The organism is uncultured Psychrobacter sp. (assembly GCF_947500265.1).
Taxonomy (GTDB): Bacteria; Pseudomonadota; Gammaproteobacteria; order Pseudomonadales; family Moraxellaceae; genus Psychrobacter.
Window position 1 is genome coordinate 131,343 of record NZ_CANMRN010000008.1, and the last position, 25,020, is coordinate 156,362.

Sequence of the window (25,020 nt, forward strand, 5' to 3'; positions counted from 1 at the left end):
TCAGAAGTAAAGTACAGCTACCTATCCCCTTCTCAATCAAAAAACGCCCTATTTTTACGCGATTAAAATACTAAGTTTTTATGTCACATTACGTACAACTTACACAGTTAATTTATCACAAACAATTATCGGCTAAATCATTACTTAATTTTGTATTAGTATGCATTGGTATTCATTAAATGACTGAGGATACAAGTACTTACATTACCTATAAGCATACTCTTCTTTATATAAATTTTAACTTGTTGTATATGCCTAAGGACCAGACATGACTGCTAACACACAAGAAGCTTTGACTAGCGCAGCACTCAGTTTTCAATTGATGACGCGAGCTGAGCCTCCAGAGTTGGTGATTGCCACGATAAAGTCGTTATTAGCAGTAAAAGAAGTACACGATGAGATTTTGATTATCGATAATAATAATAAAGAGACGTCGTTATATGAGCCGTTGGCAGCATTTTGCCAAAGCTTAAACGCTGAGCTGAATGTCCATTTTTATCACATTGATCGTGTCGAAGGATTCAAAGCGGGTGCTTTAAACTTGGCACTTGGGTTGATGAGTCCAGACTGTAGTCACATTGTGGTGGTCGATAGTGATTACCAAGCATTACCACATGCTAGAGCCTCTATTACGCGGGCTATCGCTCAATATCCTGAACATACCCTACTGCAGTTTCCGCAGTTTTATCGTAATGAAGGACAGCTAGATACGCATAGCGAGTTGAATCACTATTTTAATCATCATCTGTATCGCTCTTTTAATCGCAATCGCACCTTATCAACGGGTACTTACGCAGTCATTCGACGCTCAGATCTTTTGAGTATAGGAGGCTGGTCAGGCGCCTCTATCACTGAAGATGCTCAGATGGGCGTGCTTATGCATCGACAAGGTTTTCGCAGTCAGTTTGTGCCAGAAGTTATTGCCACAGGCTTACTACCTAACACGCTAGATGACCTGATATGTCAACGCCGACGCTGGATCTACGGCAATATGCAAGTGCTCACGGATTACTTGTCAGTCCCGCACAACTCTCCAGTTCAGTATGTCTCACAATCCAAAAGTATGAGTGAACGTTTAGCATATATACGCGCTCATCTGTCTCAGCTGAGTGCTTGGGTAAATTTCACAGGGTTTTTTATCCTTTTGCATATCTGCTCATTACTGGTGATGGTTGATATGCTCTTAGTAAATAACGCTGACGTATCGATGCTTGCCCCTCTATATGTGGTTTATGCAGGCTATGCGTTTTTTATCCTTAGACGGTTGTGGGCTTATTGCCGTGATCAATCGCCTCTCAATCAACAAGTAGATGACAACCATCAGCCACGTTTTGGCAGAAAGATACGAGCATGGTTGATGCACTTAAACTTTTGGGAAATTGGCGCCTTGTCATGGCTGCCGGTGCTGTGGGGACGAGAGAAACCTTTTGTCTGTACACCTAAACAGAACTATATCCAAAATCGTCAGTCATTATTTCTTAAGAATATAGCGGCGTTACCAAAACTGCTATTGGTGCTAAATATCATTACAGTCCTAGTTGTAGCACCGTTTTCACCGCTCTACTCACCAGTACTATTTATATGTGCAGCGGCAGTTTGTATTCTCAAACTAAGCGCAGCCAAGGTCGCAATAGATAATTTCTCTGATGCTCGAGCAGACATACCAAGTATGAGTAAGGTTCTGAGACAGACTTTAAAAGTAGCCCATGAAAAGAAGACGACTATCACGACATCTTATGCGACGTCTTTATTTAAAGATAAAAAAACCATCGATTCGTAAAAATCAGTACTTATAAAACTAGTGCTTATAAAGATAGCGATTCGTAAAAACTTGCGATTTATATAAGCCAATTTTGAAACAAGGTCATTCTATTGTCTTTTATCGTTTCTATACTAGGTTCCCTATATACCACTCTACTAACCAAAACGCTTATAGCCATGATGCTTATAACTATAAAGGTCTTAAAAACATGATTAGGTCTTCGAATTCACCGCTACGTATTGCCATTATTGCGCATTCACTGTATCCCATTGCCCAGCCTTACGCGGGTGGTCTAGAAATGATTACCCAATTGATTTGTGACGAGCTAGTGGCGCAAGGTCATGAGGTATTGCTTTACGCTCATAAAGATAGCGAGACGAAAGCAACGTTGGTGCCGTTATTGACTCGTCATGAGTTTAATAAGATGGTCTATGATAATGAGCATGAAACGGTCGCCATGGGCCGTGAAGAGATGTATCAATATCTCACTTATCAGATAGCCTTACGAGATATTATCGAACGTGATGAGCGCGGTGAGATTGATATCGTACATAATCACAGTCTGCATCACATTCCGATGATGACAGGCCAAGCATTTGGCGAAAGGTTTTTTACCACTTTTCATACGCCTATTTTTCCACAGTTACGTTTGGCGCTTTTAACACTGCGCTCTGGTACAACCACTCAATTTACAGCGATTAGTAAGCACCAACAGCAGTTATTCGCTGAGTTTGTCCCTTCACAAGTGGTGTATAACGGCATCGATGTCGAATCCTTTATTGCCAATACAGAATCGCTTGGCAATACTGATGGTAGCGATAACGAGGTATATTTTTGGTATGGACGCATCTGCCCTGAGAAAGGCACTCATTTAGCCATGCGGTACTGTATGGAAGCTGGGAAGAAACTTATCATAGCAGGACCTAAAAGCAACGAAGACTACTTTAATCAAAAAGTAGCCCCTTTGTTATTTAAAGACAGTAAGAATGGCGATGACAAACTATTCAGTTACGTAGGTCATGTCACCAAGGACGAGATTAACAATTACTTGTGCCAAGCAACTGCCATGCTGTTTACCAGTACTTGGGATGAGCCATACGGATTGACCTTAGCTGAGAGTTTGGCATGTGGCACACCAGTCATTGGTTTCAATGCTGGAGCCAGTGCCGAAATCATTACTCCAGAGACAGGAGTCATCGTACCTAAGAAAGACAAAGCCGCCTTTATCAATGGTTTTGCTACGATTAAAAACATATCACGCCAAGCCTGTCGTGACCGCGCCTTACAGTTTTGTTCAGTGTCAGCCATGGTAGACGGCTATCTGGAACTGTACCGAGCAGCGTTAAAAAATAGAACGGTGTTGATAAAAGACAATTCAGAAAGCTATATCAATAGTATTAACGGTATCAACAGCTATGAGCTGTCTGATTTAACAAAAGACTCCCTGCAATTTTTTAATCAAGCCATTCAAGCACCAGTTGAAACTGAGAATAATCTTGTTAGCTTTTCTGAGGGATCATAATGATGCGTATTGGATATTATGCTCATCATCACGGCTCAGGACATTGCCGACAGGCAGACAAACTGGCTGCATTGCTACCTAATAACGTAAGATCGCAATTAACGGTATTTACAAGCTTAGATATAGATAGCTATCGTTTTACCGCTATTAATGAACAACAAATCGTGCGTTTGAATGCAGAAGATGAACGACCCGATGACATATTAGCAGGTCGTGCGGGAGAATATTGGCAACCAGCCAGCCTACACTACTCGCCCGTAGGCAATACCGATATCCAAAAACGCAGTCACCAAATACTAGATACTATCTTTCAACATAAGATCGATCTGATGATTATCGATGTCAGCGTCGAGGTGGCCATGCTCTGCCGTGCGGCAAGTATTCCTTACCTTTACGTTAGGCTTCCGGGTATTCGCGACGATGCGCCACATTTGGGTGCTTTCGCTGGCGCGCTTGCCTTACTAGCGCCTTATCCTAAAGCGTTAGAGTCTGCCCAGACATCCGAATGGGTCTGTGATAAAACGCTCTATCTTGACTTTATCTACTCTCAAAAAACCGAGTCATACACTTATGAGAGCTTTATAGATATTTTGGAAAAATTAAGCGTAGGTGGCGAAACTTCTGATCTTAAATCTACAAACCTACCATCTATCGAAGCTCAATTAATAGACAAGTCCGAAGCTACAATACCTATTGTTACCATTATCAAAGGCTACGGTGGACACAAGGCGATTGACGAAAAACTACCGGAGTTGCGCTCACTGCTACCCAATGCATTAATTGTCTCTCTCGGGCCTATAGACGATGACAAACGATGTTATGTCGATATCTCAGCTGAGGTAGATGACGTCATACCATTTATTTGTCATAGCGATTATTTGATGATGGCCTGTGGCCTAAACGCTGTTGCGCAAGCGTATCATTACGATACGCCGCTCATAGTAGTGCCTGATGACAGGCCGCATAATGAACAGGCCGTCATGGCTGAAGCGTTAGTCGCTCAAAACAAAGCGCTAAATTGGCAGCAGTTTAAAACCTTAATAAGTGTCAATGATGGTCAACCTGAATCTTTTGATCAAGTGATTAATGCTCGAAGCAAACAACACCCCACTACATCGGTTGATAGTATTGAAAAAAATAACATTAAGGAAGGTAGCAGTGAGGAAACCAACGCAGCTACGTCAACAGGCGCTCAAGTGTTTATGCATAGCACGACTGATTATCCTACTACTAAGCTTTGGTTTGAAAACTGGTTGCTTCCTCGACTCGACTTAACACCCGAATCAACAATTAAATACTGACTTATTAAAAACAAAAGGCAACCTGATAGCGAGGTAAAGACAAGCGATGACCACTCAGCCAACGAGTAACGCGAGTACGACTTCTGATACTGTACCGATGACCGTCATTACGACTTGCTATGGTCGTAATCGTCATCTCTACAACCTACTCGGCAGTCTAGAAAATAGTAGTGTAAAGCCAGCCGAAGTCATTATCGTCAACGACGACGCCGATCCCAATCGGTTAGCTGAATTTTCATTAAATATCGTGAAGTTACCGACTACGGTTAAATCAGCTGTGAATGACGGTGATGATATTAAAACTACAGAGTTTGATATCGGACATAATCGCAATCTTGGAGCGTTGCAGGCAACTCACGATATGCTGATTTTTTTGGATGTTGATTGTATCGTAGCGCCTACGTTTATTGAGCAAATGTATAAGAAGCTTCTGCAATATCCTAGTGTGCTTTTGATGGGTCAACCGCGCTATCTAACGCGACCATTATCAGTAGAAGAAAATGCACTATTAAAAACCAATCATTTGCCTTTCTCTATTTTAGACGAGATGTCTGTCTATAACCCTTATCGTTATAATTTTGATGAAGCTGATTCAAACCAAGCTCTAACAGAGCAAACCGCTATCAAACAGACTGATGATTACGGTGCATTTTGGAGCCTATGCTTCGCTATCAATCGACAGACTTTTGATAAAATTGGCGGTTTCGACACCCAATATACAGGTTATGGCGCAGAGGATACCGATTTTGCCTTTACAGCACGTCGATTAGGTATCGATTTTTACCTTACTGCTGATATCGCTTACCATCAGCAGCATAGTGTCTACCGGCCACCCCTCAACCATCTGGACAGTATCATTGTCAATGCCAATCGCTTCTATCAAAAATGGCACTGTTGGCCCATGACAGGATGGTTGTCACAGTTTTCCGATATGGAGCTGATTGATTGGACCGAAGAACAATCATCACTGATAGCCGTACAACGAGAGCCTAACGATAACGAGATAAAGCGCGCTCATTGCCCAGACGCTCCTTATGTTTAACTATTTCTAGCTAAACATATCTTAGTTAACCAATATTCTAGTACCGATGAATAGTCACTCCTTTAGGTAGTCGACTCATTTCCTGACGTTCAAAATCCCAATTATGACCATGCCAAAAGTGAGCAGTTTTATCATTGTCATTGAAGCCGATCATTACTATCTCTAACGGTAGTTTTGTCTTTTGAACATGGTGTAAGTATGCTCGAGCTGCCAGCATCAGCCGATATAACAGAAAACCTGATGAGGGTGCTGACGAATGAATATCGGTAAAGCATGGATAGTCAGCAACGACTTTATGATGCTCTGATAGCACACTGTGATAGGTAGGGCTTGATAATAGTTTTTGCATGTTCGAAGGAATATCTAAGATGCGATGAGCAGTGATAGGATCGTCATTAGGGCTTGGATCATCAGCTAATGTTGGAAACTGATAAGACTGGTTGCTCGTCAATATCCCTAATGGCGCGGTCTCTGACATTTGCTCCATCACTGATATATGGTTGCTTCTAGGCGGTAGGCCAAAATGCAGCTTGCTGTCGCCAATCTGTCGAAAAAACAGCAACTTAGGCAGTAAACTAGCTAACTGATGGCTGGCAAAAAAATCAGCATGAACAAAGTGATTAAATAACACCAGTATATCATCGGGCTGTATTAGCATCTCAAGCTGCGTCGTGGTGACAGCAGGATTATTTGCAATTAGCACGACTCGTTTAGCTTCCTCTAGTGCAGTCTGTATAACAACTGGTAGTGTTAAGAAAGCAGACTTCGCTGTGCTTACGTCATTAGATATATATCCGCTATTCTCTGATAGCGAGATACTCTGTTTAAGTGTTGGTTTTTCTGTATTAGACATGGCAACCTTAGTTAATGTAAACTTTTGATTGCTACTTTAGCATTATTAGCGATTTTTATAGAAAAAGCTTTACCTCTATTATACTCGGATAAAGCCTTATCTTAATAAAAGTCTGCCACTTCTTACTTATTCAACTCAAAAATCATATTTTGCCATTATTTCAATTTTCTGACCTACCAGAATGCGATAGTCGCAACATTTCATAGTAGATAAGTACTATTCGTTGGCACTTCTTCTAAATCATATAGAAAACCTTTCTATATCACTGATACTCTAATTGAGTCATTCCTAGATGACGATTCTTTTATTTAGTAGATGATATATCATCAGCTATCTATCTCAGCTCATTGCCGTAACAACATCTTCCATTTATCTCACAATTAATCAGTAAGGAAACATAGGTTGATCTTCAGTAAGTATCATCTCTAGAGTGTTGCTAGTCTTCCGACCCTTAGCAAAAAGCTCCTAAGATTGTATTAATGGTTCAGTATCGGCTAGAAAAAGTCACCTTTCTTTAACTTTCATAAAAGTACGTAACGCTATAACTTGCTATTATCTATTTATTCAATAAAGCGAATTTCAATTCAGATATCTTTAACCATTCAATAAACACGCTTACTTATAATCAGCCTAAAAGGACCTTACTATGAAAAACTTCAACATGAAAAAAATCGCTATCAGCTCACTATTGGCCGTATCTACTTGCTTTGCTATGATCGGTCCAGCGAATGCGGCCCAACAAGTTGTCGTGGTCAAAGACAAACATCAAACAAAACAAGCGGTCGTGGTCAAAGCAAAGCCCAAAGCGAAACAAGTGGTCGTGGTTAAAGCAAAACCTAAGGCCAAGCAAGTTGTCGTAGCGAAACCTAAAGCCAAAAAAGTAATCGTTGTGAAAGACAAACATCCAGCACAAAAAATGGTCGTTGTGAAATCAAGATAGACCAAGCAAGACCGATACCCTATACAGCTTATATAGAACCCGATATATTAAGCAGAGAACACCACTACCTCATCGTCTTCCTGCCATGGCTGAAACTTAGTCATGGCTTGTACAAATAACGGGTGTTCCAACCAGTGTTGTAACCACAGCTGTAATTTCGGGTAAGGCAATTCATAAAAGACATCACGATCTACATGGGCAAATTGACGAATGAACGGCATGATACCGATATCAGCAACCGTCACGCTATTGCCTAGTAGATAGGTAGTCTTAGTCAATAAAGCTTCTAAATCCTGCAGAAAAATTTCACCTTTTTGTCGATATTCTATTTGAGTCATCTCAGGGTGACGATCGGCATACTTGTAGCGATCGAGCCACTGTTTAAACTCATTGTCGTTTTGTGCCATCAGTGCATTAGCCTCAGATGAAATCTTTTCATCTAGTAGTCCTTGAGGATCGTTTTGCTCAAGCGCCCACATCATAATTTCTGCACTCTCTTCAATGACGGTCCCATCCGCTAGCTGTAACACAGGGACTGTGCCTTTCGGACTAATCGCTAGCATCTGATCTGGCTTATTCTTTAACGTGATTTCTCGTAGCTCTACTGGTAACTCGGCGAATATTAGTCCGAGACGAGCGCGCATAGCATAAGGACAGCGACGAAAAGAGTACAAGCGAGGCAACGAGGTGTTCATAGATTCCTCCATAGTTGAATAGGAATTAAGCAATAGGTAAAAAGAAAAATTAGCAGACGCAAACCTACTGACATTAATAGTTATTAAGACGCTGTTAAAGAGGTGACAGATTCATAATTAGCTATAGTTTCTACTAACGACTTTGGCAGATAAGCATCTTTCAGGTGCGCGTGCGGATAATGCTGCTCAATCCACGATTGATAGTTATAGACAGTTAGCGTACCACAATATAATAAATATAGAACCTGTACACCGATGCTACGCGACAGACCCATCACGCAATGGAAATTGATAAGCGTGATGAGGCTACCCTCTACCTGACTACCCTCTACCCAACTCTCATTATTAGCGGTTATCGGTTGTGTCTCTGCCGATTGTATCAATGCTTCAATTTGTTTAAATAGATTAATATAGTCTTGGAGCGATACGTCATTTAATGGCTGCAAATCCAACAAAGGCAAATACAAATAATGAACAATAGCATTCATGCTACCGTTAGCAGCTATTTCAAGATTATGGGCGTGGCTAGATATCTCAGCCGCCAAATCAACAACGATAATCTGATAATGAACTGAGGTCCGATTGCTTTCTAACGGACTTCTCAATTCTAATGAGCTGGAGACAAACAACCAGTACGTTAAATGACTACTTAGATCCGTCTGCATCAATCGAGGTGAAGCAACAACTTTGACCTTGTCATTAATAGCATATGGCGTGAGTGAATACTTTTGACTTTTGGAGAAAACTTTAAAATACCACTGTCCCAAAAATGACATGCCATTGTAAATAATAATGATTGGTGCAAACTTCATCCAAGTATATACCGTGAGTCGACCGCTACTGGATTTTTGAAACCAGCGTATATCCCGTATTGGCTTGTCCTGTTGATAGGCCAAAGCCAACATTGTAAAACTGATCAACCAATATGAAGCAATAATAAGAGCTAAAGGTTCTATAGACTCAAACGCTATCATACTCATATTAGCAAAGTAAAACCCTGCTATAGCTATCAATAAGAATCCTATTACTCCTAGTGTTAGATGCTTGATTACCAGTGCATTACGGATTCGATTTGAGAGTATCAGCACCGTAAAGGCTAACACTGCCCCGCCGAACATATCTAGCAAATGATGTTGATACGTCAACACTGTCGATAGGGCAATCAATGTACATATGCCAGTCAGCAACAATCGATAAAGCATTAAAACCCATCTCTTTTTAGACGCTACAACATCCCATAAAGATACGCCAAGCAACATGGCATAACTGACATGCAACGATGGCAACTGATTAAATGGCTTGTCCACCAACTGTAAAAACTGGTAACCAAACTGCGTCCAATCATCAGGTGTTGGCCGATTGTATGAGAAACGAGCGGGATAGAGATAGAAAATCAAACAGGCGAAAACGGTCGCCAAAATTAGACGATAGAACAGTAAAGATAACTGTATAGACGTACGTACTAAAAAAAAGCTAATAACAAATAAAACTAACGACCAGCTATAAGGAACAATCATAGCGGGAATGAAAGGAATTATGCTGTCAAATGGTGTGGCAAGATTATGAATTTGCGATGGGTAGAGTGTATATAAAGATACGCTATAAACAGTCGTCAAATTATAAAGCAAATAAAATATCGATAACGCAAGACCTAGGTGTTTGAATCTAGTTAAATTTGATGGGGTTTGCAACACCTAGTACCTCGTTTGGCTATTGAATAAACATTTCAAAAAACTTTGGCAATATAATCATAGTTAAAGTTGTCATAATAGCAACTTATTGTTGGCTAAAAACTGCCCAAACCCATTGGAAATACAGTGATTTTGAACTTATACTTGACTATTTTCCGGACTTAGAAGGATTTGAGAAATGCAGTTTTTGAGGATGATAAGTCAGCAGTTGAGTCGATTTACGGCATTGGTTATTATTTTAGCGGCCGCAGTGACATTTATAGAGCCTGCGACTTTTTCTTGGGTGACAGGTGATACCCAAGTCATCGTTCTGGGTGTCATTATGCTCGCAATGGGTATGACACTAGGTAAAGAAGACTATAAGGTGTTGGCCCAGCGCCCGCTTGATATTTTTATCGGTTCAATTATTCAATATACCATTATGCCGATATTAGCGATTAGCGTGGCTAGATTGTTTGATTTATCGCCTGGGCTGACACTGGGTCTAGTATTGGTTGGTACTTGTCCTGGTGGTGTGTCTTCAAACATTATGAGCTACCTTGCCAAAGGTGATGTAGCATTTTCGGTAGGTATGACCACCGTATCGACCATCATTGCACCGTTAGTGACGCCACTTTGGCTCAATTATTTGGTTGGTCAGTCTGTAGAAATGGATGGCTGGGGTATGTTCCGCTTTATGCTACTAGTGACATTATTGCCAGTCGCTATCGGCTCTATGTTAAACATACTATTTCAAAACAAACACTGGTTTAATGATGTACGTGCGGTGATGCCAGGTGTGGCTGTACTGGCCTTCGCCGCTATCGTCGGTGGCGTTGCCGCTGTATTTGGTGATCAGTTCTTGCAGTCAGGGCTAGTCGTTATCTTAGCCATTGCGGTACACAATATCGTCGGCTATATATTGGGCTACTACTCAGGGGCCTTATTTGGTATGAGCAAACCCAAAAAACGCACCATATCTATCGAGGTTGGCGTACAAAATGCAGGTCTGGCCACGGGCTTAAGCACGAAATTTTTCCCTGGTAATGCAGAGTCCGCCATCGCTGCCGCCGTTGCTTGTATTTGGCACTCTGTTTCTGGCTCTATATTGGCCAATATCTTCGCTTGGTGGGATAAGCGTCAGGAAGCGAAAAATCCTACTGTCATCGAGACTGAAGAGACTGTAGAGCTTGGTAAACCAATTAGAAATCATTAGTACCGAGAAAGGTAATACTCAGTAAGATAATACTGAGCTAGGTGATATTGAACTAGTTAGTAAAGCTAAAGCGCTATGAGTTAAAACACTATGCTAGATTATTGTTTCTAGCATAGTGTTTTCTAATAAAGCACCTTCAAATATAGCGCTCTTCAGCATAGTATTTTTAGCATAGCACTATCGACAATTTGCATGAACTACTAGCCTCTCTTCTAGGTTCTCACTTAACGTAGTCTACCGTAACTCATTTCCAAAACGTTTACGCACCTGACGCAAATATAAAGCTGGCGCAATACGCCACAGTAAACTACCAAAGCGCGAGATAGGGTCCGGCAATATCCAACGTTTGCGCCGCTGCAAACCTTGATCGATCTGTTCGGCCATCCATTCAGCACTACGTATATTACCGATCGTTGAGCGTGGATGCTTTGCGACACTGCCATCACGGCCGAGCGCGTGGTTCTCGATAGGTGTATCAAGAAAGCTGGGATAGACCATAAGAATATGTATACCCTCAGACTCTAGCTCCAAGCGCAGTACTTCAAAGAACTGTGTCAGCGCCCCTTTTGCCGCACAATATGCTGCCCGTCCAGGAACGGGCATCCAGCCAGCCATTGAGCCGATACAGATAATTTGACCTTTAGATTCTCTTAGCATCGGTAGCGCAGCCATGGTCAGCTCCACTGCTCCTTGCCAATCTACCGCCATAACTTTGCGGAACACTGCAGGATCAGTCTGATGTGCTGGTGATCGATGGGTAATCCCAGCATTGTTAACCAATAGATCAAGACGGCCAAAGCGTTCGCTAATTTTCTCAATAAGCGCAGCAATATCATCAGCTTGAGTGATATCAGTGACGACTGTCATGACTCTAGCAGAGTCCGCTAACTCACGAGCGCGGGCGATCAGCGCTTGCTCATCTATATCAGCGAGTACTAAGTGATGTCCAGCAGCATACCAGTGCTGTGCCATTGCCCAACCAAGTCCTGATGCAGCACCAGTGATTAAAGTAACATTTATTGATGACATTGGTGGCATTGATGATTTTCTCCCTATCAAGGTTTACGCAATCCATTGCATTCGATGAAATACTCGAAGGTTTCAGCAGACGTTTTTGCCAAAGAGTAACCAAACTCTTCTTTGAGTCGCCTGTTACTCAGTACTGGGCGATAACGCAAAAAATTAACCTGTTCTGGTCCTGTTGGCTTACCGGCCCACTTTGCCACCTGTAAGCCAGCTTTAACCAAACCCACTGGCAGGGTCAATAGCGGTTTATTAAGTCGGTTTGCGATATCCCTCATCGTCAGTGCGCCATCGCCTGCCATGTTGTAGATGCCAGTTTTATCCTCGCGAATACCTATTTCCATAGCACCAATCACATCTTGATCCCAAATAAACACAAAGGGCGACTCACTGCCTTTGAGCGCAAGCACACGTGGTGCCATAAACAGACTGGTAATTTGATTGCGCGTATCAGCGCCTAGTACGGTGCCAGGTCGAAAGATCAGCTGCTGTAATTGTGGATGCTGCTCGCGAAAATCTGCAAGCATTTCCTCGACTTGTCTTTTGTGATCCGAGTAGGCAAACTCAGGATTACCGCGTAGTGCATCTTGCTCATCAATCCATTCAGGATTGTCAGCATGATAGCCGTAGGCAGCACCCGAACTGGTGAGTGTTATATGTGCAATATTTGCTTTGATGCAGCAATCGAGTACGTTGCGCGTGCCATTGACATCGATATCATAGTCACGAGCACGATCTTTTGACGCTTGTAAGATAGATGCGAGATGCACGACATGGGTGATATCCTCTTCTTTTAGTAGCGCTGCCAAACTCTCATCACGCACATCTAATACGTGAATTGGAAAGTCTAGGTCATCGCGCTTGCGAATATCTGTGCCTACTACATGATAATGAGCAGCCAGACGATTGCCCAACTGATGGCCGATGTAACCTGCAGCACCAGTGATTAATATACGTTTATTCATTATGCTTTCATTCGTTACGCTTTTATTCATAGGGTATCCGTGCCCAAATTTGTGAAAGTGTCAGTCCTGACACCAAATGCCATACACCCCAGAACGCCGTGATCAGCATCATGCCACCTGCCTCTGAGAAAAAAGTAAATAAAATAACCAATCCTAGCCCTGAGTTTTGTATTCCTACTTCTAAAGTCACCGCGCGACGATCAGTGACTGGCAACTTGAGCATCAGCCCCATGCCATAACCTAAAGAAAGTGCCAATAAGTTATGACCAACGACCAGCCAAAAAAAGCTATGAAAACGCTCTAAAAATAGCGCGAAATTGCTAGAAAAAGCGATTGCCACAAAAGCCATTAGTACAAGCAATGAGAAAATACGTAGCGGTTTTTGGATACGTACAACCAGATCGGGCAAGCGTCGTCCTGTTACCATCCCTAGTACTAAAGGTAACGCTAGCACTAATAGAACCAGTATCAGAATACTGCTAGGCTCAATCGTTATCCTTGTCAGATACTCACGCGTGTGTGGGTTAAGCCAACCATAAAAGGCAAAATTGACTGGTGTTAATATAGCTGCAGCGAGGCTTGATACCGCTGTCATACTGACTGACACCGCGACATTACCGCGTGCCAGCCAAGTCATAATGTTAGAAAAACTACCACCTGGGCAAGACGCGACCAAAATCATTCCTAGTGCCAACTCAGGATCAATATTCAACGCCCACGTAAACAGACACGTGGCTAGGGGCAATAGAAAGAATTGAGCGAACAGACCCGCTATCGGCGCAATGGGAGACAAAACGATACGCTTAAAATCTTCGAGGCGTAAGCTCAATGACACGCCGAACATCATTAGCGCCAAGATCAGATTAAGCAGAATTAAGCTCCGTGGCTCAAACGCCACTGCCGCTATCATACCTCTGATGCCAATACAGGCTGTTCTGTTTCAAGCTCGGCAATATGCTTGGACAACGTTTCTAAGTATTCATCTTTGTTCACGTAATATGCCATACGCGCAAGCTTAATATAGTCATAGCCCCCATCGAGTGTCTTGCCTGCACGCTGACGCTTCACTTTATTGAACTGTCTAACGGCTGCTGTATTTTGCTGACGCTGCTGAATATATAGTGCAACGAGCCGCGCTTGTTGATTTCGGCCCTCCCAACCTAATCCTGCTGCCTCAACCATGCCCATCATAAATAAATTATCATGCTTAGGATGAAAGACATTCATATAAAGCTGCGGAGCGTCATGATTGGCAGGCCAATTAAGCTGCGCGCGCTCAATAAATGGATAATCTAGTAAATACCCAGTCGCCATAAGAATCAAATCATAATCATGACTTTCACCATCACTAAAAGTCACCGTATGACCATCGATGCGGCGAATATCACGACGCGCTTTAATATCGCCATGACCCAAATGATGTAATACCAATGAATTGACCACAGGGTGTGATTCGTACATGCGATAGTTTGGGTTTGGCAGTCCATAATCAGAAGGTTTTCCGATGACCATACGAATCATCGCCGCATCCATGCGCTGCTTGATTGGGCGCGGTAATTTTAGTTTTCCGCCTAGTGTGTCAATGGGTTGACCCTTGATAAATTTGGGCAGAAAGTAATAGCCGCGGCGCAGACTGATATCTACTGATTTGGCATGATGTACCGCATCAACGGCGATATCAGCACCCGAATTGCCACAGCCAACGATCAACACACGTTTGTCTTTAAAAACTGACGGGCTACGATATTCAGAGGAATGCATCAACATGCCTGCAAACGTACCCGGCAAACTTGGGATATTGGGAGTGTGCAAAGTACCATTTGCCATGAGCACACCATCAAACAGTCGCGATTGCTTTTGACCATTACACTCACTGACTAAGCGCCAGCCGTCGCCTTCAGGCACCATGCTGACCACGCGCGTGGAGAATTCATAATGTGATTTTAGATTGAACGTATCTGAAAAGTCGCGGAAGTACTGACGGAGCTGGGTATGATGAGGATAAGCCGCGACTGAGTCACTCATAGGAAACTCTTTAAACTCCGTCATACGCTTGGACGAAATCAAATGGGCACTTTCATACATGGTGCTATGCGGATTGTCGATATCCCATAAGCCCCCTACATCTGTGTGTAGCTCAAAGCCGATAAAAGAAATATTGAGTTTTTGCAAATTTCGGGCTGCAGCGAGACCCATTGGACCTGCCCCAATTACTGCGTACATAAGCGCCACCTTAAAAATCCATTTCAATTATATAAATCAGTCAATTCCGTTTGACTGCACCTCTGGTGGGCGAAACCAGCGTACTCCATACCCGTGATAAAACAATAGCATACATTGATACATGAACTGGCTCAAATGAATAAATTGTCCATATAGACTACCTATAATAGGTAAAGCAATTCTCTGCTTTATACTTCTTTTTTACTGATCCTAAAGAACCCACCCTACGCCCAAATGTAGCAGCACTGTCATATTTATAGATGATGCTATTAGCACCTTATCGAGCAACAGCCGTACTTTACCAAACCTAGTATATTTAAAATTGACTCAGTAATTCATTGTAATAGAAATGATTATCATTATAATAACTATTTAAATTACATGCTGGAAATATTCATGCAACTGTCTCGCTTATCTGCTGCTTTGTTTCGTCTTAACTCTCTGAATGTGTCTGGCGCTTCTCTACGACTAGCGTCCATACCCTCACGTTTGCCATCAACGAAATCGCTACCTCTAAAAACACTATGTTCAGTCATCATACTAACCACAAGTCACTCGGCATGGGCGCTAGTAGATGATGCAGATACTCAAACCACCCCTAATGTGGTACTGGACACTATCGTCGTGACCAGTAGTGCTGATGCGTCAGCAGATGGGCTACCTAGCGCATATGAAGGTGGACAGGTAGCAACAGGCAGCCGCGTTGGACTCTTGGGCAACCAAGACATCATGGACACGCCGTTCTCTACCACCTCATATACCAATGAATATATCACCAATCAACAAGCACATAGTGTGGGTGACCTACTCAAAAAAGATTCTACTGTACGTGTGGCTAGAGGTTTCGGTAATTTTCAAGAAGCGTATTTTATGCGTGGGTTTGTGACCACCTCAGACGATACGATGTTCAATGGTCTATACGGCATACTACCTAGACAATATATCGCAACTGAATTGTTTGAGCGCGTCGAAGTACAGCGCGGTGCCTCAGCGATGCTAAATGGCGCGGCACCGAGTGGTGGTAACGCAGGCGGTACTATCAACCTGTTACCCAAACGAGCGGACAATGAGCCGCTACGTCAGCTAACGGTTGGCTATGGTCAAGGCGACCAAGGTAAGGTCGCAGTAGATGTCAGTGATCGCTTTGGTAGCGATGATGCTATTGGTGTTCGTTTTAATGCTGCTTATCAAGATGGTGACAGCGCTATCGACGATGAGTCATCGACCTTGGGTTTGGCTGCCCTTGGTTTAGACTATAGAGGGGATCAGTATCGTCTATCAGCAGATTTAGGCTGGCAAGATAATAAACTATCAGAGACTCGTCCTAGTGTGACGCTTGCCGGTGTCTCTCATGTACCAAAAGCACCAGACGGCTCAAAAAACTGGGCGCAGCCTTGGAGTTATTCAAACGAAGAGGATGTCTTTGGTACGATTCGAGGAGAATATGACTTTAATGACAATATTACCGCTTATGGTGCTTATGGTGTGCGAAATGGCGATGAAGAAAACTCACTAGCCACTTTAACTATCGACAACGTTGATGGTGCGGGTACAGTTTATCGCTTTGACAATACTCGAGAAGATAAAGTACAAAGCGCCGAGCTCGGTCTGCGTGGTCAATGGCAAACAGGTAAGATTGATCACAATTGGGTACTAGCCGCTGATCTTTATGATCAAGAAGAAAAAGGCGCCTACGCTTTTGACTTTGTTAACCAACTTGCGACCAATTTGTACCACCCTACCGACTACGCTGAGGTCCCTTTTACAAGCACAGCAATCTTCGGTGGTAATTTAAATGACCCAAAATTAACCAACAAAAAGCAGTTTCAAAGCTTTGCGCTAGCAGACACCATATCACTGTTCGACGATAAGCTAAAAACCACTTTAGGCGTGCGTCATCAGAACTTAAAAACCACCAGCTATGATGCTAATACACAAGCAGAAACTGGTAGTTATGATGAAAGCGCATGGACACCAAGTGTCGGTATCGTTTATCAGCCAACGATGGACTGGTCTGTGTATGGTAATTATATCGAAAGTCTAGCACCAGGAAAAAGAGCGCCTCTAACTAACGATAATGACGCTGTCACTAATGGTGGTCAAAATCTAGATCCGTACGTGAGTGAGCAAACGGAACTGGGTGTGAAATACGACAATGGTATGATTGGCAGTAGTCTCGCTGTCTTCCGAACTGATGAACCGCGTGCTTATATCAACAACTCAAATACGTTTACTGCTGCTGGAGAAAATCGTCATCAAGGTGTGGAGTTGACTGTCTTTGGTAGCCCAAGTGAAAACATACGCCTCAATGCTGGTGTTACTTACTTAAGTGCTAAGCAAAAAGACACTGGTGATAGTGCATTAAATGGCAATCGAGTGATTGGTGTGCCTACCTTACAGAGCAATGTCAACCTAGAGTATGATTTAGCCGCCGTTGAAGGACTGACATTAACGGGCGATATTATCCACACAGGCTCTCGTTATTCGGATAATGCCAATACCTTAAAGGTTGATGGTTATACTACCCTAGATTTAGGTGCACGCTATCGCACGATGCTGGCAGGACAAGACGTTACTCTAAAAGGTATGGTAACCAATGTCACAGGTGAAGATTATTGGCAGTCAGTGGGCGGTTATGCAGATTCAGGCTATTTAAATGCAGGTGAACCAACGGCCTTAAAAGTATCGGCAACGTTCGATTTTTAAGCTTTATTATTAGGCTTTCTTAGATTCTATAAAAGGGATTAGGCGCGGCCTACTCCCTTTTCTGCTATCAAAAATTTATTTTATTACTGAGTTACTATGTCTTCTCGTACCACAACGTCTTCTCATACCACAGTGTCCTCTCGTACGACCGCTTCTTTATATCATATGATTTGGGCGAATTATCGTCTCCCTTTTCTCAAAGTCATTCTGCTAAATCTGGTCAATGCCGCTGTCAGCGTCGGTATAATTGCCTATATCAATCACACCTTTATCAGTCAGCCAGTATTTGACGCTTTATCTTGGCTTAGCTTGGGGCAGTTTTCACTGCTAGTGTTGTTACTGCTAGTGACAACATTTTTATCGCAATATGCCTTAACGCGATTGGGACATCGATTTGTCTATGAGCTTAGAACCAAATTGGTCAAACAAATCATCGATACTACCGTTCCTCAGATAGACTATTTGGGTAGCGCACGCTTACTTGCCAGCTTATCCTCAGATATTCAATCGATTACCGTCGCTTTTGTCCGTATGCCAGAGCTGGTACAAGGCATTATTCTATCTGTTGGCGTTGGGCTATATCTGGGCTGGTTATCGTTGCCATTATTGTTCATTGTCATGTTTTGGATTGTGATGACGATTTGGATCAGTACCATATTGGTCAAGCATGTATATACGCATTTGACCGAATTGAGAGAGATTAATGACGCGTTATATCAGGATTATCAATCGATAATAGAAGGTCGCAAAGAGCTGGCACTTAACCAACACCGAGCAGAAAAACTGTATACAGATGATTTTTTGGCTCATGCCAAATCGTACGAGAAGACCGTAACCAAGTCTGATACTTTTCATTTATCAGCGGTGAACTGGTCCAATATTATGATGTTCGCATCGATTGGTATCGTGTTTGCAGTGGCCAATTATCTTGATATACCGATGGGGGTTGCTACTACTTTTTCTTTGACGATTTTGTTTATGCAGTCGCCGCTCCTACATGCGGTTGGTGCTTACCCAACATTGCAGACCGCTCAAGTTGCGCTAGAAAAGATACAGTCTTTAGAATTGGCCGAGCATCAGCCGAGCTTTGCGACAGACACGGTTGCACAGGACTGGCAGTCCATAACTCTGAATAATATCAATTATCGCTATGTAGGCAGTAGTAATAGTAGTCATGCACCAGACACAGCGATTAATGATAATGGTCAAAATAGCGATAACAGTGATAGCAATCAAAACCCTACCAATAACATCTTAAAGTCCGTCAATTTAACCTTGCAACGAGGTGACGTGGTTTTCTTAATCGGTGCGAATGGTAGCGGTAAATCCACCCTTGCCAAAATCATTACTGGTATCTTTACTCCTACTACAGGAACGGTACAAGTCGATGGACAAAGCGTTAATTCAGAAAACAATGCCGATTTTAGACAGCTATTTTCTGCGATTTTTAGCGACCAACATCTATTTAAGCAACTGATTGGAGTTCAAGGCAATGAGCCTGATGCGGCCCTAGTGTCTGACTGGCTGCATAAGCTCAATCTACAAGAAAAAGTAAGTGTGTCTGACCATAAACTCTCTACAGATAAGCTGTCGCAAGGTCAGAGAAAACGCTTGGCAATGCTAATCGCTGTCGCTGAACAGAAGGATATATTACTACTCGATGAGTGGGCAGCCGACCAAGACCCTGCCTTTCGCCGCGTGTTTTATCAGACGCTCATCCCTGAGCTAAAAGCCATGGGTAAGACACTGTTTATTATTAGTCATGATGACGGTTATTTTGAACATGCTGATCGATTATTACTGATGAAAGAAGGCCGTCTCATTGAGCTAAATGCCGAAGAGCGACAGCGTGCCAGCAAAGATGCCATTGCTATGCTCAAGTAAATACCAGTAACATTTAATCTAAGCATTTTTTAAGCAAAAAAAGGAGCGCCTTACTATAAGGCGCTCTTTTACTATATCGAGAACAACGATATCTTACCGTTCGCTTATTTTAACCATTTCTGTAAAAACTCAACTCGAGAAATCACCAAAAAGTCTAATAGCGCGATAGCCACAATCGCGATAATAGCAGTCGGAAATATGATAGCCACAACTAATAAAGGAATAGCAAGCGGCCACCAGACGGAAACATCTGAGCCGCGAGCTGGTGGGTTTAATCCAGCGCTATCACTCGCCTGACGAGGACGACGCTGCCACCACATGACATAGCCACTGACACACATAGCGATTACCGCTAGGCAAAATAGCACATTAGCTAGTACGCTCCACCATCCGAGCGTGCCCATATGCAACGCGATACCAGCCGCCATGAATTTACCAAACGCATTATAGTCGTCAAAATGAATATCAGCTAAGACATTACCCGAATAACGGTCGATATGTACCGTACGATCTGCTGTCGGACTTTTCATATCATAGCTCATTGAATCTTGGCTAATGGTCCAGACGCCCGTACTACTTTGTGGCAAGTTCAATTGATAACGCCCTTCAAAGCCGATTTCACGAGCGTAGCGATCTACTGTATCAATCATAATAGGTATATTGGCGGCGATACCATCTTTACCCATGGTCGTGCCTGATACAGGCATTGGCGTCAGCTCAAGCACCCAAGGAACTTCTTTGGTGTCGCTTGAGTTTAGAGCACTGCCATGTGTGGGTGCTTCAGTATGCGCTTCAGACGCTGCCGCACCATGCACATGCGGCGCTGGTGTAGACTCTTGCATGGCAGCATGTTGACTGTGGTCAATCGATACGGGGACAGGTGCAACGCCCCACTTACCCGCAGGGAACTGGCTCCATGCCTGCACTACTCTCTCACCCCACACACCTGCCCATGCCATACCTGATATACAGAAAAACAGTAGCAGTACAGATATCCAACTACCCAATGTCGCATGAATCGTACGGATAAAAGAGCGTTTTTTCTTATTGGCTGCCCTTTCATTAGGTATCAGCATCGCTTTGACTGATTTACGTTTTTGCCACCACAGATACCAACCAGACAAAATAATCAAAATGGTCAGTGATGCCGCCGTTTCTAACAGATAATCACCGACTTTACCAATCAGCAAATCACTGTGAATATCATTGAACGTACTATAAAGACCACTACTGGTAGGCACACTTTGAACGATATCAGCCGTATAAGGGTTGACTGCCACCATATTGCTTTGGTCGTCTGATTTTATCTGAAATAAAGCCACCGTATCGGTATCACGAGGGGCGATATATTTAACCAATGTGCTATCAGGCAAGGTGCTCAGCGCGTTCTTTGCTTGAGTAGAGAGAGGTGATTGAGCCGTAGACTCTGGCACGATAACCGTTAAGCGGTCGTTGTCACGTCCTGCTGTGTTGGACATAAACAGCATACCGAGCGCCGTTATCGCCAAAACAACTAAAAAGGGAGCAACAAAGATACCTGCATAAAAATGCCAACGCCACACTGTGAAATAGCGTTGGTTGTTGGTGGGTTGGTTGGAGGGTGTGTCCATAAATGTGACCTTAAACAATCTTTGGTTGCTCAATAAACAACGTAAACCTATCGATAATAATGGTATATCTACTTGCAAGACCAATCTTAAAGAGTCTCAAAGCAATCTAGAATAAAGCCGTACAGTGACTGCAATACAGCGATGTAAAAACTCTACTGTAAATAATTGTATTCAGAATGCTGCTGCATAATACGAGAAAAGTCTGACAAAAACCATCGTTTAAGACACATCGTTCAAAACAGTAAGTCTGCGTGACTCTATTCGCAATATTCTGTCTTTAGCCTCTTATAATAGTGCAAATACTTCTCAAAACTGTCTCGTTGTAATTTTTTAATGATAATAATTATCATTAGTGTTATTATTAGCGTCGTCATAAATTTGCTTTAACTGTCACAAATAATATTTAATCATTTTAGTCTAAGAGGAAATCTGATGCGGTCTCATCTAACCACTAACGTCATTCGCAAAAAATATCTCACCACAGCAGTACAAATTGGCCTGATCATGGGTATGAGTCACGCCGCTTACGCTGTAGAGACGACAAACAATACTGAAAACGATGAGGCTGCTACACCATCAGCCACCTTAGATTCTATTACTGTCTACTCAGATGGCTATCGTAGTACTGGCACCAAAACTGCATTGGACCCAAACGACGCGCCAATGAGTTATACCAGAATCGATCAAGACCTGTTGCAAAAGCGTCAGGCAGATAGTATCAATGCTGCTCTACGATATGAGCCTGGTGTCAGCGCTGAGAGCCGCGGTACGGTATCTATCTTTGATGAGTACAATATTCGTGGGTTTAAGACCTATTCCAATTTTTATGATGGTCTAAGATTGCCTTATGATGGTGTATATAACCTGATGCCCCAAGTAGATATCTATGCAACTGAAGCGGTCGAGGTGGTGAAAGGTTCGGCATCTTCGTTGTATGGCTATGCAGCACCCGGCGGTATGGTGAACCAAATAGCCAAAGCACCTAAAAGCACTCAAGAAAACGAAGTCCAGCTACGACTTGGCAATCAAAACCTAAAAGAAGTGGCTATCGATAGCACTGGCCCAATCACCGACACCTTGGATTATCGATTTGTGGCGCTAAAACGCCAAAAAGATGGCCAAATGCAAACTACGGAAGAAGAGCGTCTATTGATAAATCCATCGCTTAAATGGCAAGCGACTGATGATGTCTCGGTACTTGCTAATCTGTTTTATCAAGACGATCCAGAGATGGTACCTTCTACTCCATTGCCTGCTGTCGGCACCGTCTACAATGCCAGCTATGGCAAATTGGGTAGCGATGCTTATGCAGGCGATAAATGGAATAAGTTTAGTAAAGAAGTATTCATGCCAAGTGTCACCGTAAACTGGGACATCAATGATAAGTTAACGTTTAAACATATCACGCGCTATACCGATGCCGAAGCGCAGCAGCGCAATATTTATAATTCAAAAGGTTATGTTCCCGGTAGTGATACGATACTAAACCGTATAGCTTACACAACAGATGAAAGCATGAATAACTGGACCACAGACAACCAACTGGCTTATAAGTTTGATACCGCCAATACCTCACACAATCTACTGTTTGGTGTTGAGTATCAAGAGACAGACAGCACCGCAACTTATTATGACGCTGGCGCAGATGGCACACCAAACCTTGATTTATCGAATCCAGATTTTTCACAAATCAGCACCGATATTCTACCATTAGATACCTTTAGTCGATACGATGATATCGAACAAAGCCAGCTTGGACTCTATGTGCAAGATGAAATGACGTGGCAAGACTGGACAGTGGTGGCAGGCTTACGACATGATAAATTCAAAAGTATCCTTGATCGAACCGATACATCGAAAGGTGAAATCCCTAGCGAAAAAATGATCGACAATGACGCGTCAGAAACCAGTGGTCGTTTCGCTGCTATTTATAACTTTGATAATGGTCTATCACCGTTTTTGAGCTACTCACAGTCGTTTCAACCAGTTGTTGGTAGCAACTTCATTACTGATGAACCATTTGAACCGACCACTGCCGATCAATTAGAAGCTGGTATTAAATATCTGTCTCCAGATCGTGCCACTCAAGGAACGCTTGCCGTATTTGATATCACCCAAAAAAACGTCGTGGTAGCGGATGAAATCAACTACAGAAGCCAAACGCAAACTGGTGAAATTGAATCAAAAGGCTTTGAGATATCAGGCAGTCGCATGCTCAATGACTGGGTAGATCTCGCGGCAAGCTACAGCTACAGCTACACCGATGCTGAGATCACAGAAGATGAGTTCAACCCTGATGTAGTCGGCAACACTCCTGCCCAAACTGCTAAACACAAAGCCACGCTATGGGCAGACTACTATGCCACAGACAAACTCACTCTTAATGCTGGCATTCGCTACGAAGACGGCATGCAGATTGACAAGCAAAACTCTGATGACTTACCAAGTGTGACGCTGGTAGATGTCGGCGGTAGCTATCAGATCAACCCTATGCTGGCTGTGGGTGCGAGTATCAACAATCTATTTGATAAGACCTATGTTGGTGCTTGTTACGACATCAATAACTGCTGGATGGGACCTGAACGTCAAATGTCAGTCAGCCTAAAAGCCAATTTTTAATCAAATTTACAAGCAGCGGGTTGGTTCTATTAGTAAGCCAACCCCTAACCCCTAACCCGCTGTTAGAAGGAAAGCACAATATGGCAAAACCTACTCCAAGAGTACTAGAAGTTATTGGCACTAGATACATTACGCCAAATATGTGCCGCGTCACGCTTGGCGGTGCTGGCATGGTTGATTTTCCTATCGATCAAGAAAGTGCTTATATCAAACTGATATTCCCTCAAGATGCAGGTAGCCGCCCACTGATGCGTACTTATACGGTGAGCGTGCAACGTGATGGCGAAATAGATGTTGATTTTGCTTTACATGAGACGGAAGGACCTGCATCGGCATGGGCACGACATGCGCAAGTCGGCGATCAAATTCTGATAGGTGGTCCAGGGCCAAAAAAGCTCATCAACAATGAAGCAGATTGGTTTTTATTAGTCGGTGATATGACCGCGCTACCAGCGATTACGGTCAACTTAGCCCAGTTGCCTACTGATGCTCGTGGTTACGCAGTACTTGAGGTAACGACTGAGGCAGATCGTCAGACACTCAAAAAACCAGAGAACGTCGAGATACATTGGGTGATTAATGCGCATCCAAATGCAGATGATAGCCCTTTACTGGACTGTGTTAAATCTTTGAACTGGCTTGATGGTCGACCTGCTGTTTGGGCAGCGTGTGAATTTCATAGTATGCGAGCACTGCGCCAGTACTTCAAAGTTGAGCGCGCGATACCAAAGACGCATTTATATGTTTCTAGCTACTGGAAAGTCGATAGCACAGAGGATCAGCATAAAATCGTCAAAAGTCAGGATGCGCAAACGGAAGATCAGTAGTTACGTATTTCGAAACAAAAAAGGTGGAGCTAATATTAGCCCCACCTTTTTTTATCAATCATCACTTATCATGCTTCAACCACCTTCCCCTCTTTAACCCGACTAATCGTCAGCCCCGTAAACCCGAATAGCAGCGTCAATAGCAATGACAAATAACAGAAG

General features: G+C 43.0%; 18 protein-coding genes. 10 read left to right on the plus strand and 8 right to left on the minus strand.

The window, feature by feature from the left end:
- The first annotated feature begins 268 nt into the window (after positions 1-268).
- From Q0788_RS11795 to Q0788_RS11810, 4 genes are all read left to right on the plus strand, one after another.
- Positions 269-1,780: a glycosyltransferase family 2 protein gene (locus Q0788_RS11795; RefSeq protein ID WP_298810914.1), complete on the plus strand. Its 1,512-nt coding sequence runs from the start codon at positions 269-271 to the stop codon at positions 1,778-1,780.
- Between the two features lie 190 nt (positions 1,781-1,970).
- On the plus strand, positions 1,971-3,284 hold the full coding sequence (locus Q0788_RS11800) for a glycosyltransferase (protein ID WP_298810916.1): 1,314 nt from the start codon (positions 1,971-1,973) through the stop codon (positions 3,282-3,284).
- Positions 3,284-4,585: a hypothetical protein gene (locus tag Q0788_RS11805; protein ID WP_298810918.1), complete on the plus strand. Its 1,302-nt coding sequence runs from the start codon at positions 3,284-3,286 to the stop codon at positions 4,583-4,585. The genes Q0788_RS11800 and Q0788_RS11805 overlap by 1 nt, the downstream gene beginning before the upstream one ends.
- 46 nt (positions 4,586-4,631) lie before the next feature.
- On the plus strand, positions 4,632-5,627 hold the full coding sequence (locus Q0788_RS11810) for a glycosyltransferase (RefSeq protein WP_298810920.1): 996 nt from the start codon (positions 4,632-4,634) through the stop codon (positions 5,625-5,627).
- A gap of 37 nt (positions 5,628-5,664) precedes the next feature.
- Here the strand turns inward: Q0788_RS11810 and Q0788_RS11815 are convergent, their stop codons facing one another.
- On the minus strand, positions 5,665-6,480 hold the full coding sequence (locus tag Q0788_RS11815) for a hypothetical protein (protein WP_298810922.1): 816 nt from the start codon (positions 6,478-6,480) through the stop codon (positions 5,665-5,667).
- A gap of 646 nt (positions 6,481-7,126) precedes the next feature.
- Here Q0788_RS11815 and Q0788_RS11820 point away from each other — a divergent pair.
- The gene (locus Q0788_RS11820; RefSeq protein WP_298810924.1) at positions 7,127-7,420 is read left to right on the plus strand and encodes a hypothetical protein; all 294 of its coding nucleotides are present in this window, start codon (positions 7,127-7,129) and stop codon (positions 7,418-7,420) included.
- A gap of 47 nt (positions 7,421-7,467) precedes the next feature.
- Here the strand turns inward: Q0788_RS11820 and Q0788_RS11825 are convergent, their stop codons facing one another.
- On the minus strand, positions 7,468-8,115 hold the full coding sequence (locus Q0788_RS11825; protein ID WP_298810926.1) for a glutathione S-transferase: 648 nt from the start codon (positions 8,113-8,115) through the stop codon (positions 7,468-7,470).
- A gap of 83 nt (positions 8,116-8,198) precedes the next feature.
- Positions 8,199-9,632 (minus strand): phosphatase PAP2 family protein, encoded by a 1,434-nt coding sequence (locus Q0788_RS11830; protein ID WP_298810929.1) that lies wholly within the window; start codon positions 9,630-9,632, stop codon positions 8,199-8,201.
- Between the two features lie 352 nt (positions 9,633-9,984).
- Here Q0788_RS11830 and Q0788_RS11835 point away from each other — a divergent pair, with 352 nt between their 5' ends.
- Positions 9,985-11,001 carry a bile acid:sodium symporter family protein gene (locus Q0788_RS11835; RefSeq protein WP_298810932.1) on the plus strand — a complete coding sequence of 339 codons (1,017 nt, stop codon included), beginning with the start codon at positions 9,985-9,987 and terminating at the stop codon, positions 10,999-11,001.
- A gap of 234 nt (positions 11,002-11,235) precedes the next feature.
- On the opposite strand, the gene Q0788_RS11840 is transcribed toward Q0788_RS11835, so the two are convergent.
- The 4 genes from Q0788_RS11840 to Q0788_RS11855 are packed head-to-tail and all read right to left on the minus strand — an operon-like array spanning position 11,236 to position 15,212.
- Positions 11,236-12,039, minus strand: a complete 804-nt coding sequence (locus tag Q0788_RS11840) for an SDR family oxidoreductase (RefSeq protein WP_298810934.1) — start codon at positions 12,037-12,039, stop codon at positions 11,236-11,238.
- Positions 12,040-12,056: 17 nt separating this feature from the next.
- Positions 12,057-12,989 carry an SDR family oxidoreductase gene (locus tag Q0788_RS11845; protein ID WP_298810936.1) on the minus strand — a complete coding sequence of 311 codons (933 nt, stop codon included), beginning with the start codon at positions 12,987-12,989 and terminating at the stop codon, positions 12,057-12,059.
- Between the two features lie 22 nt (positions 12,990-13,011).
- The gene (locus tag Q0788_RS11850) at positions 13,012-13,899 is read right to left on the minus strand and encodes a bile acid:sodium symporter family protein (protein WP_298810939.1); all 888 of its coding nucleotides are present in this window, start codon (positions 13,897-13,899) and stop codon (positions 13,012-13,014) included.
- Positions 13,896-15,212 (minus strand): NAD(P)-binding domain-containing protein, encoded by a 1,317-nt coding sequence (locus tag Q0788_RS11855; RefSeq protein WP_298810942.1) that lies wholly within the window; start codon positions 15,210-15,212, stop codon positions 13,896-13,898. The genes Q0788_RS11850 and Q0788_RS11855 overlap by 4 nt, the downstream gene beginning before the upstream one ends.
- A gap of 396 nt (positions 15,213-15,608) precedes the next feature.
- On the opposite strand from Q0788_RS11855, the gene Q0788_RS11860 reads away from it, so the two are divergent.
- Together Q0788_RS11860 and Q0788_RS11865 are read left to right on the plus strand one after the other, a co-directional pair.
- Positions 15,609-17,918 carry a TonB-dependent receptor gene (locus Q0788_RS11860; RefSeq protein WP_298810945.1) on the plus strand — a complete coding sequence of 770 codons (2,310 nt, stop codon included), beginning with the start codon at positions 15,609-15,611 and terminating at the stop codon, positions 17,916-17,918.
- A gap of 96 nt (positions 17,919-18,014) precedes the next feature.
- Positions 18,015-19,802: a multidrug ABC transporter permease/ATP-binding protein gene (locus Q0788_RS11865; RefSeq protein ID WP_298810948.1), complete on the plus strand. Its 1,788-nt coding sequence runs from the start codon at positions 18,015-18,017 to the stop codon at positions 19,800-19,802.
- Between the two features lie 104 nt (positions 19,803-19,906).
- Here the strand turns inward: Q0788_RS11865 and Q0788_RS11870 are convergent, their stop codons facing one another.
- Positions 19,907-21,412 (minus strand): PepSY domain-containing protein, encoded by a 1,506-nt coding sequence (locus Q0788_RS11870; RefSeq protein WP_298810950.1) that lies wholly within the window; start codon positions 21,410-21,412, stop codon positions 19,907-19,909.
- 432 nt (positions 21,413-21,844) lie between these two features.
- On the opposite strand from Q0788_RS11870, the gene Q0788_RS11875 reads away from it, so the two are divergent.
- Positions 21,845-24,031, plus strand: coding sequence for a TonB-dependent siderophore receptor (locus Q0788_RS11875; protein ID WP_298810952.1), 2,187 nt, complete (start codon positions 21,845-21,847; stop codon positions 24,029-24,031).
- Between the two features lie 80 nt (positions 24,032-24,111).
- Positions 24,112-24,858: a siderophore-interacting protein gene (locus Q0788_RS11880; RefSeq protein WP_298810955.1), complete on the plus strand. Its 747-nt coding sequence runs from the start codon at positions 24,112-24,114 to the stop codon at positions 24,856-24,858.
- The last annotated feature ends 162 nt before the right edge of the window (positions 24,859-25,020 follow it).

Bases quoted from the DNA above. Each gene is read 5' to 3' on its own strand.
- Q0788_RS11795 (WP_298810914.1), top strand. From the start codon at position 269: ATGACTGCTAACACACAAGAAGCTTTGACTAGCGCAGCACTCAGTTTT.
- Q0788_RS11800 (WP_298810916.1), top strand. From the start codon at position 1,971: ATGATTAGGTCTTCGAATTCACCGCTACGTATTGCCATTATTGCGCAT.
- Q0788_RS11805 (WP_298810918.1), top strand. From the start codon at position 3,284: ATGATGCGTATTGGATATTATGCTCATCATCACGGCTCAGGACATTGC.
- Q0788_RS11810 (WP_298810920.1), top strand. From the start codon at position 4,632: ATGACCACTCAGCCAACGAGTAACGCGAGTACGACTTCTGATACTGTA.
- Q0788_RS11815 (WP_298810922.1), bottom strand. From the start codon at position 6,480: ATGTCTAATACAGAAAAACCAACACTTAAACAGAGTATCTCGCTATCA.
- Q0788_RS11820 (WP_298810924.1), top strand. From the start codon at position 7,127: ATGAAAAACTTCAACATGAAAAAAATCGCTATCAGCTCACTATTGGCC.
- Q0788_RS11825 (WP_298810926.1), bottom strand. From the start codon at position 8,115: ATGAACACCTCGTTGCCTCGCTTGTACTCTTTTCGTCGCTGTCCTTAT.
- Q0788_RS11830 (WP_298810929.1), bottom strand. From the start codon at position 9,632: ATGATTGTTCCTTATAGCTGGTCGTTAGTTTTATTTGTTATTAGCTTT.
- Q0788_RS11835 (WP_298810932.1), top strand. From the start codon at position 9,985: ATGCAGTTTTTGAGGATGATAAGTCAGCAGTTGAGTCGATTTACGGCA.
- Q0788_RS11840 (WP_298810934.1), bottom strand. From the start codon at position 12,039: ATGCCACCAATGTCATCAATAAATGTTACTTTAATCACTGGTGCTGCA.
- Q0788_RS11845 (WP_298810936.1), bottom strand. From the start codon at position 12,989: ATGAATAAACGTATATTAATCACTGGTGCTGCAGGTTACATCGGCCAT.
- Q0788_RS11850 (WP_298810939.1), bottom strand. From the start codon at position 13,899: ATGATAGCGGCAGTGGCGTTTGAGCCACGGAGCTTAATTCTGCTTAAT.
- Q0788_RS11855 (WP_298810942.1), bottom strand. From the start codon at position 15,212: ATGTACGCAGTAATTGGGGCAGGTCCAATGGGTCTCGCTGCAGCCCGA.
- Q0788_RS11860 (WP_298810945.1), top strand. From the start codon at position 15,609: ATGCAACTGTCTCGCTTATCTGCTGCTTTGTTTCGTCTTAACTCTCTG.
- Q0788_RS11865 (WP_298810948.1), top strand. From the start codon at position 18,015: ATGTCTTCTCGTACCACAACGTCTTCTCATACCACAGTGTCCTCTCGT.
- Q0788_RS11870 (WP_298810950.1), bottom strand. From the start codon at position 21,412: ATGGACACACCCTCCAACCAACCCACCAACAACCAACGCTATTTCACA.
- Q0788_RS11875 (WP_298810952.1), top strand. From the start codon at position 21,845: ATGCGGTCTCATCTAACCACTAACGTCATTCGCAAAAAATATCTCACC.
- Q0788_RS11880 (WP_298810955.1), top strand. From the start codon at position 24,112: ATGGCAAAACCTACTCCAAGAGTACTAGAAGTTATTGGCACTAGATAC.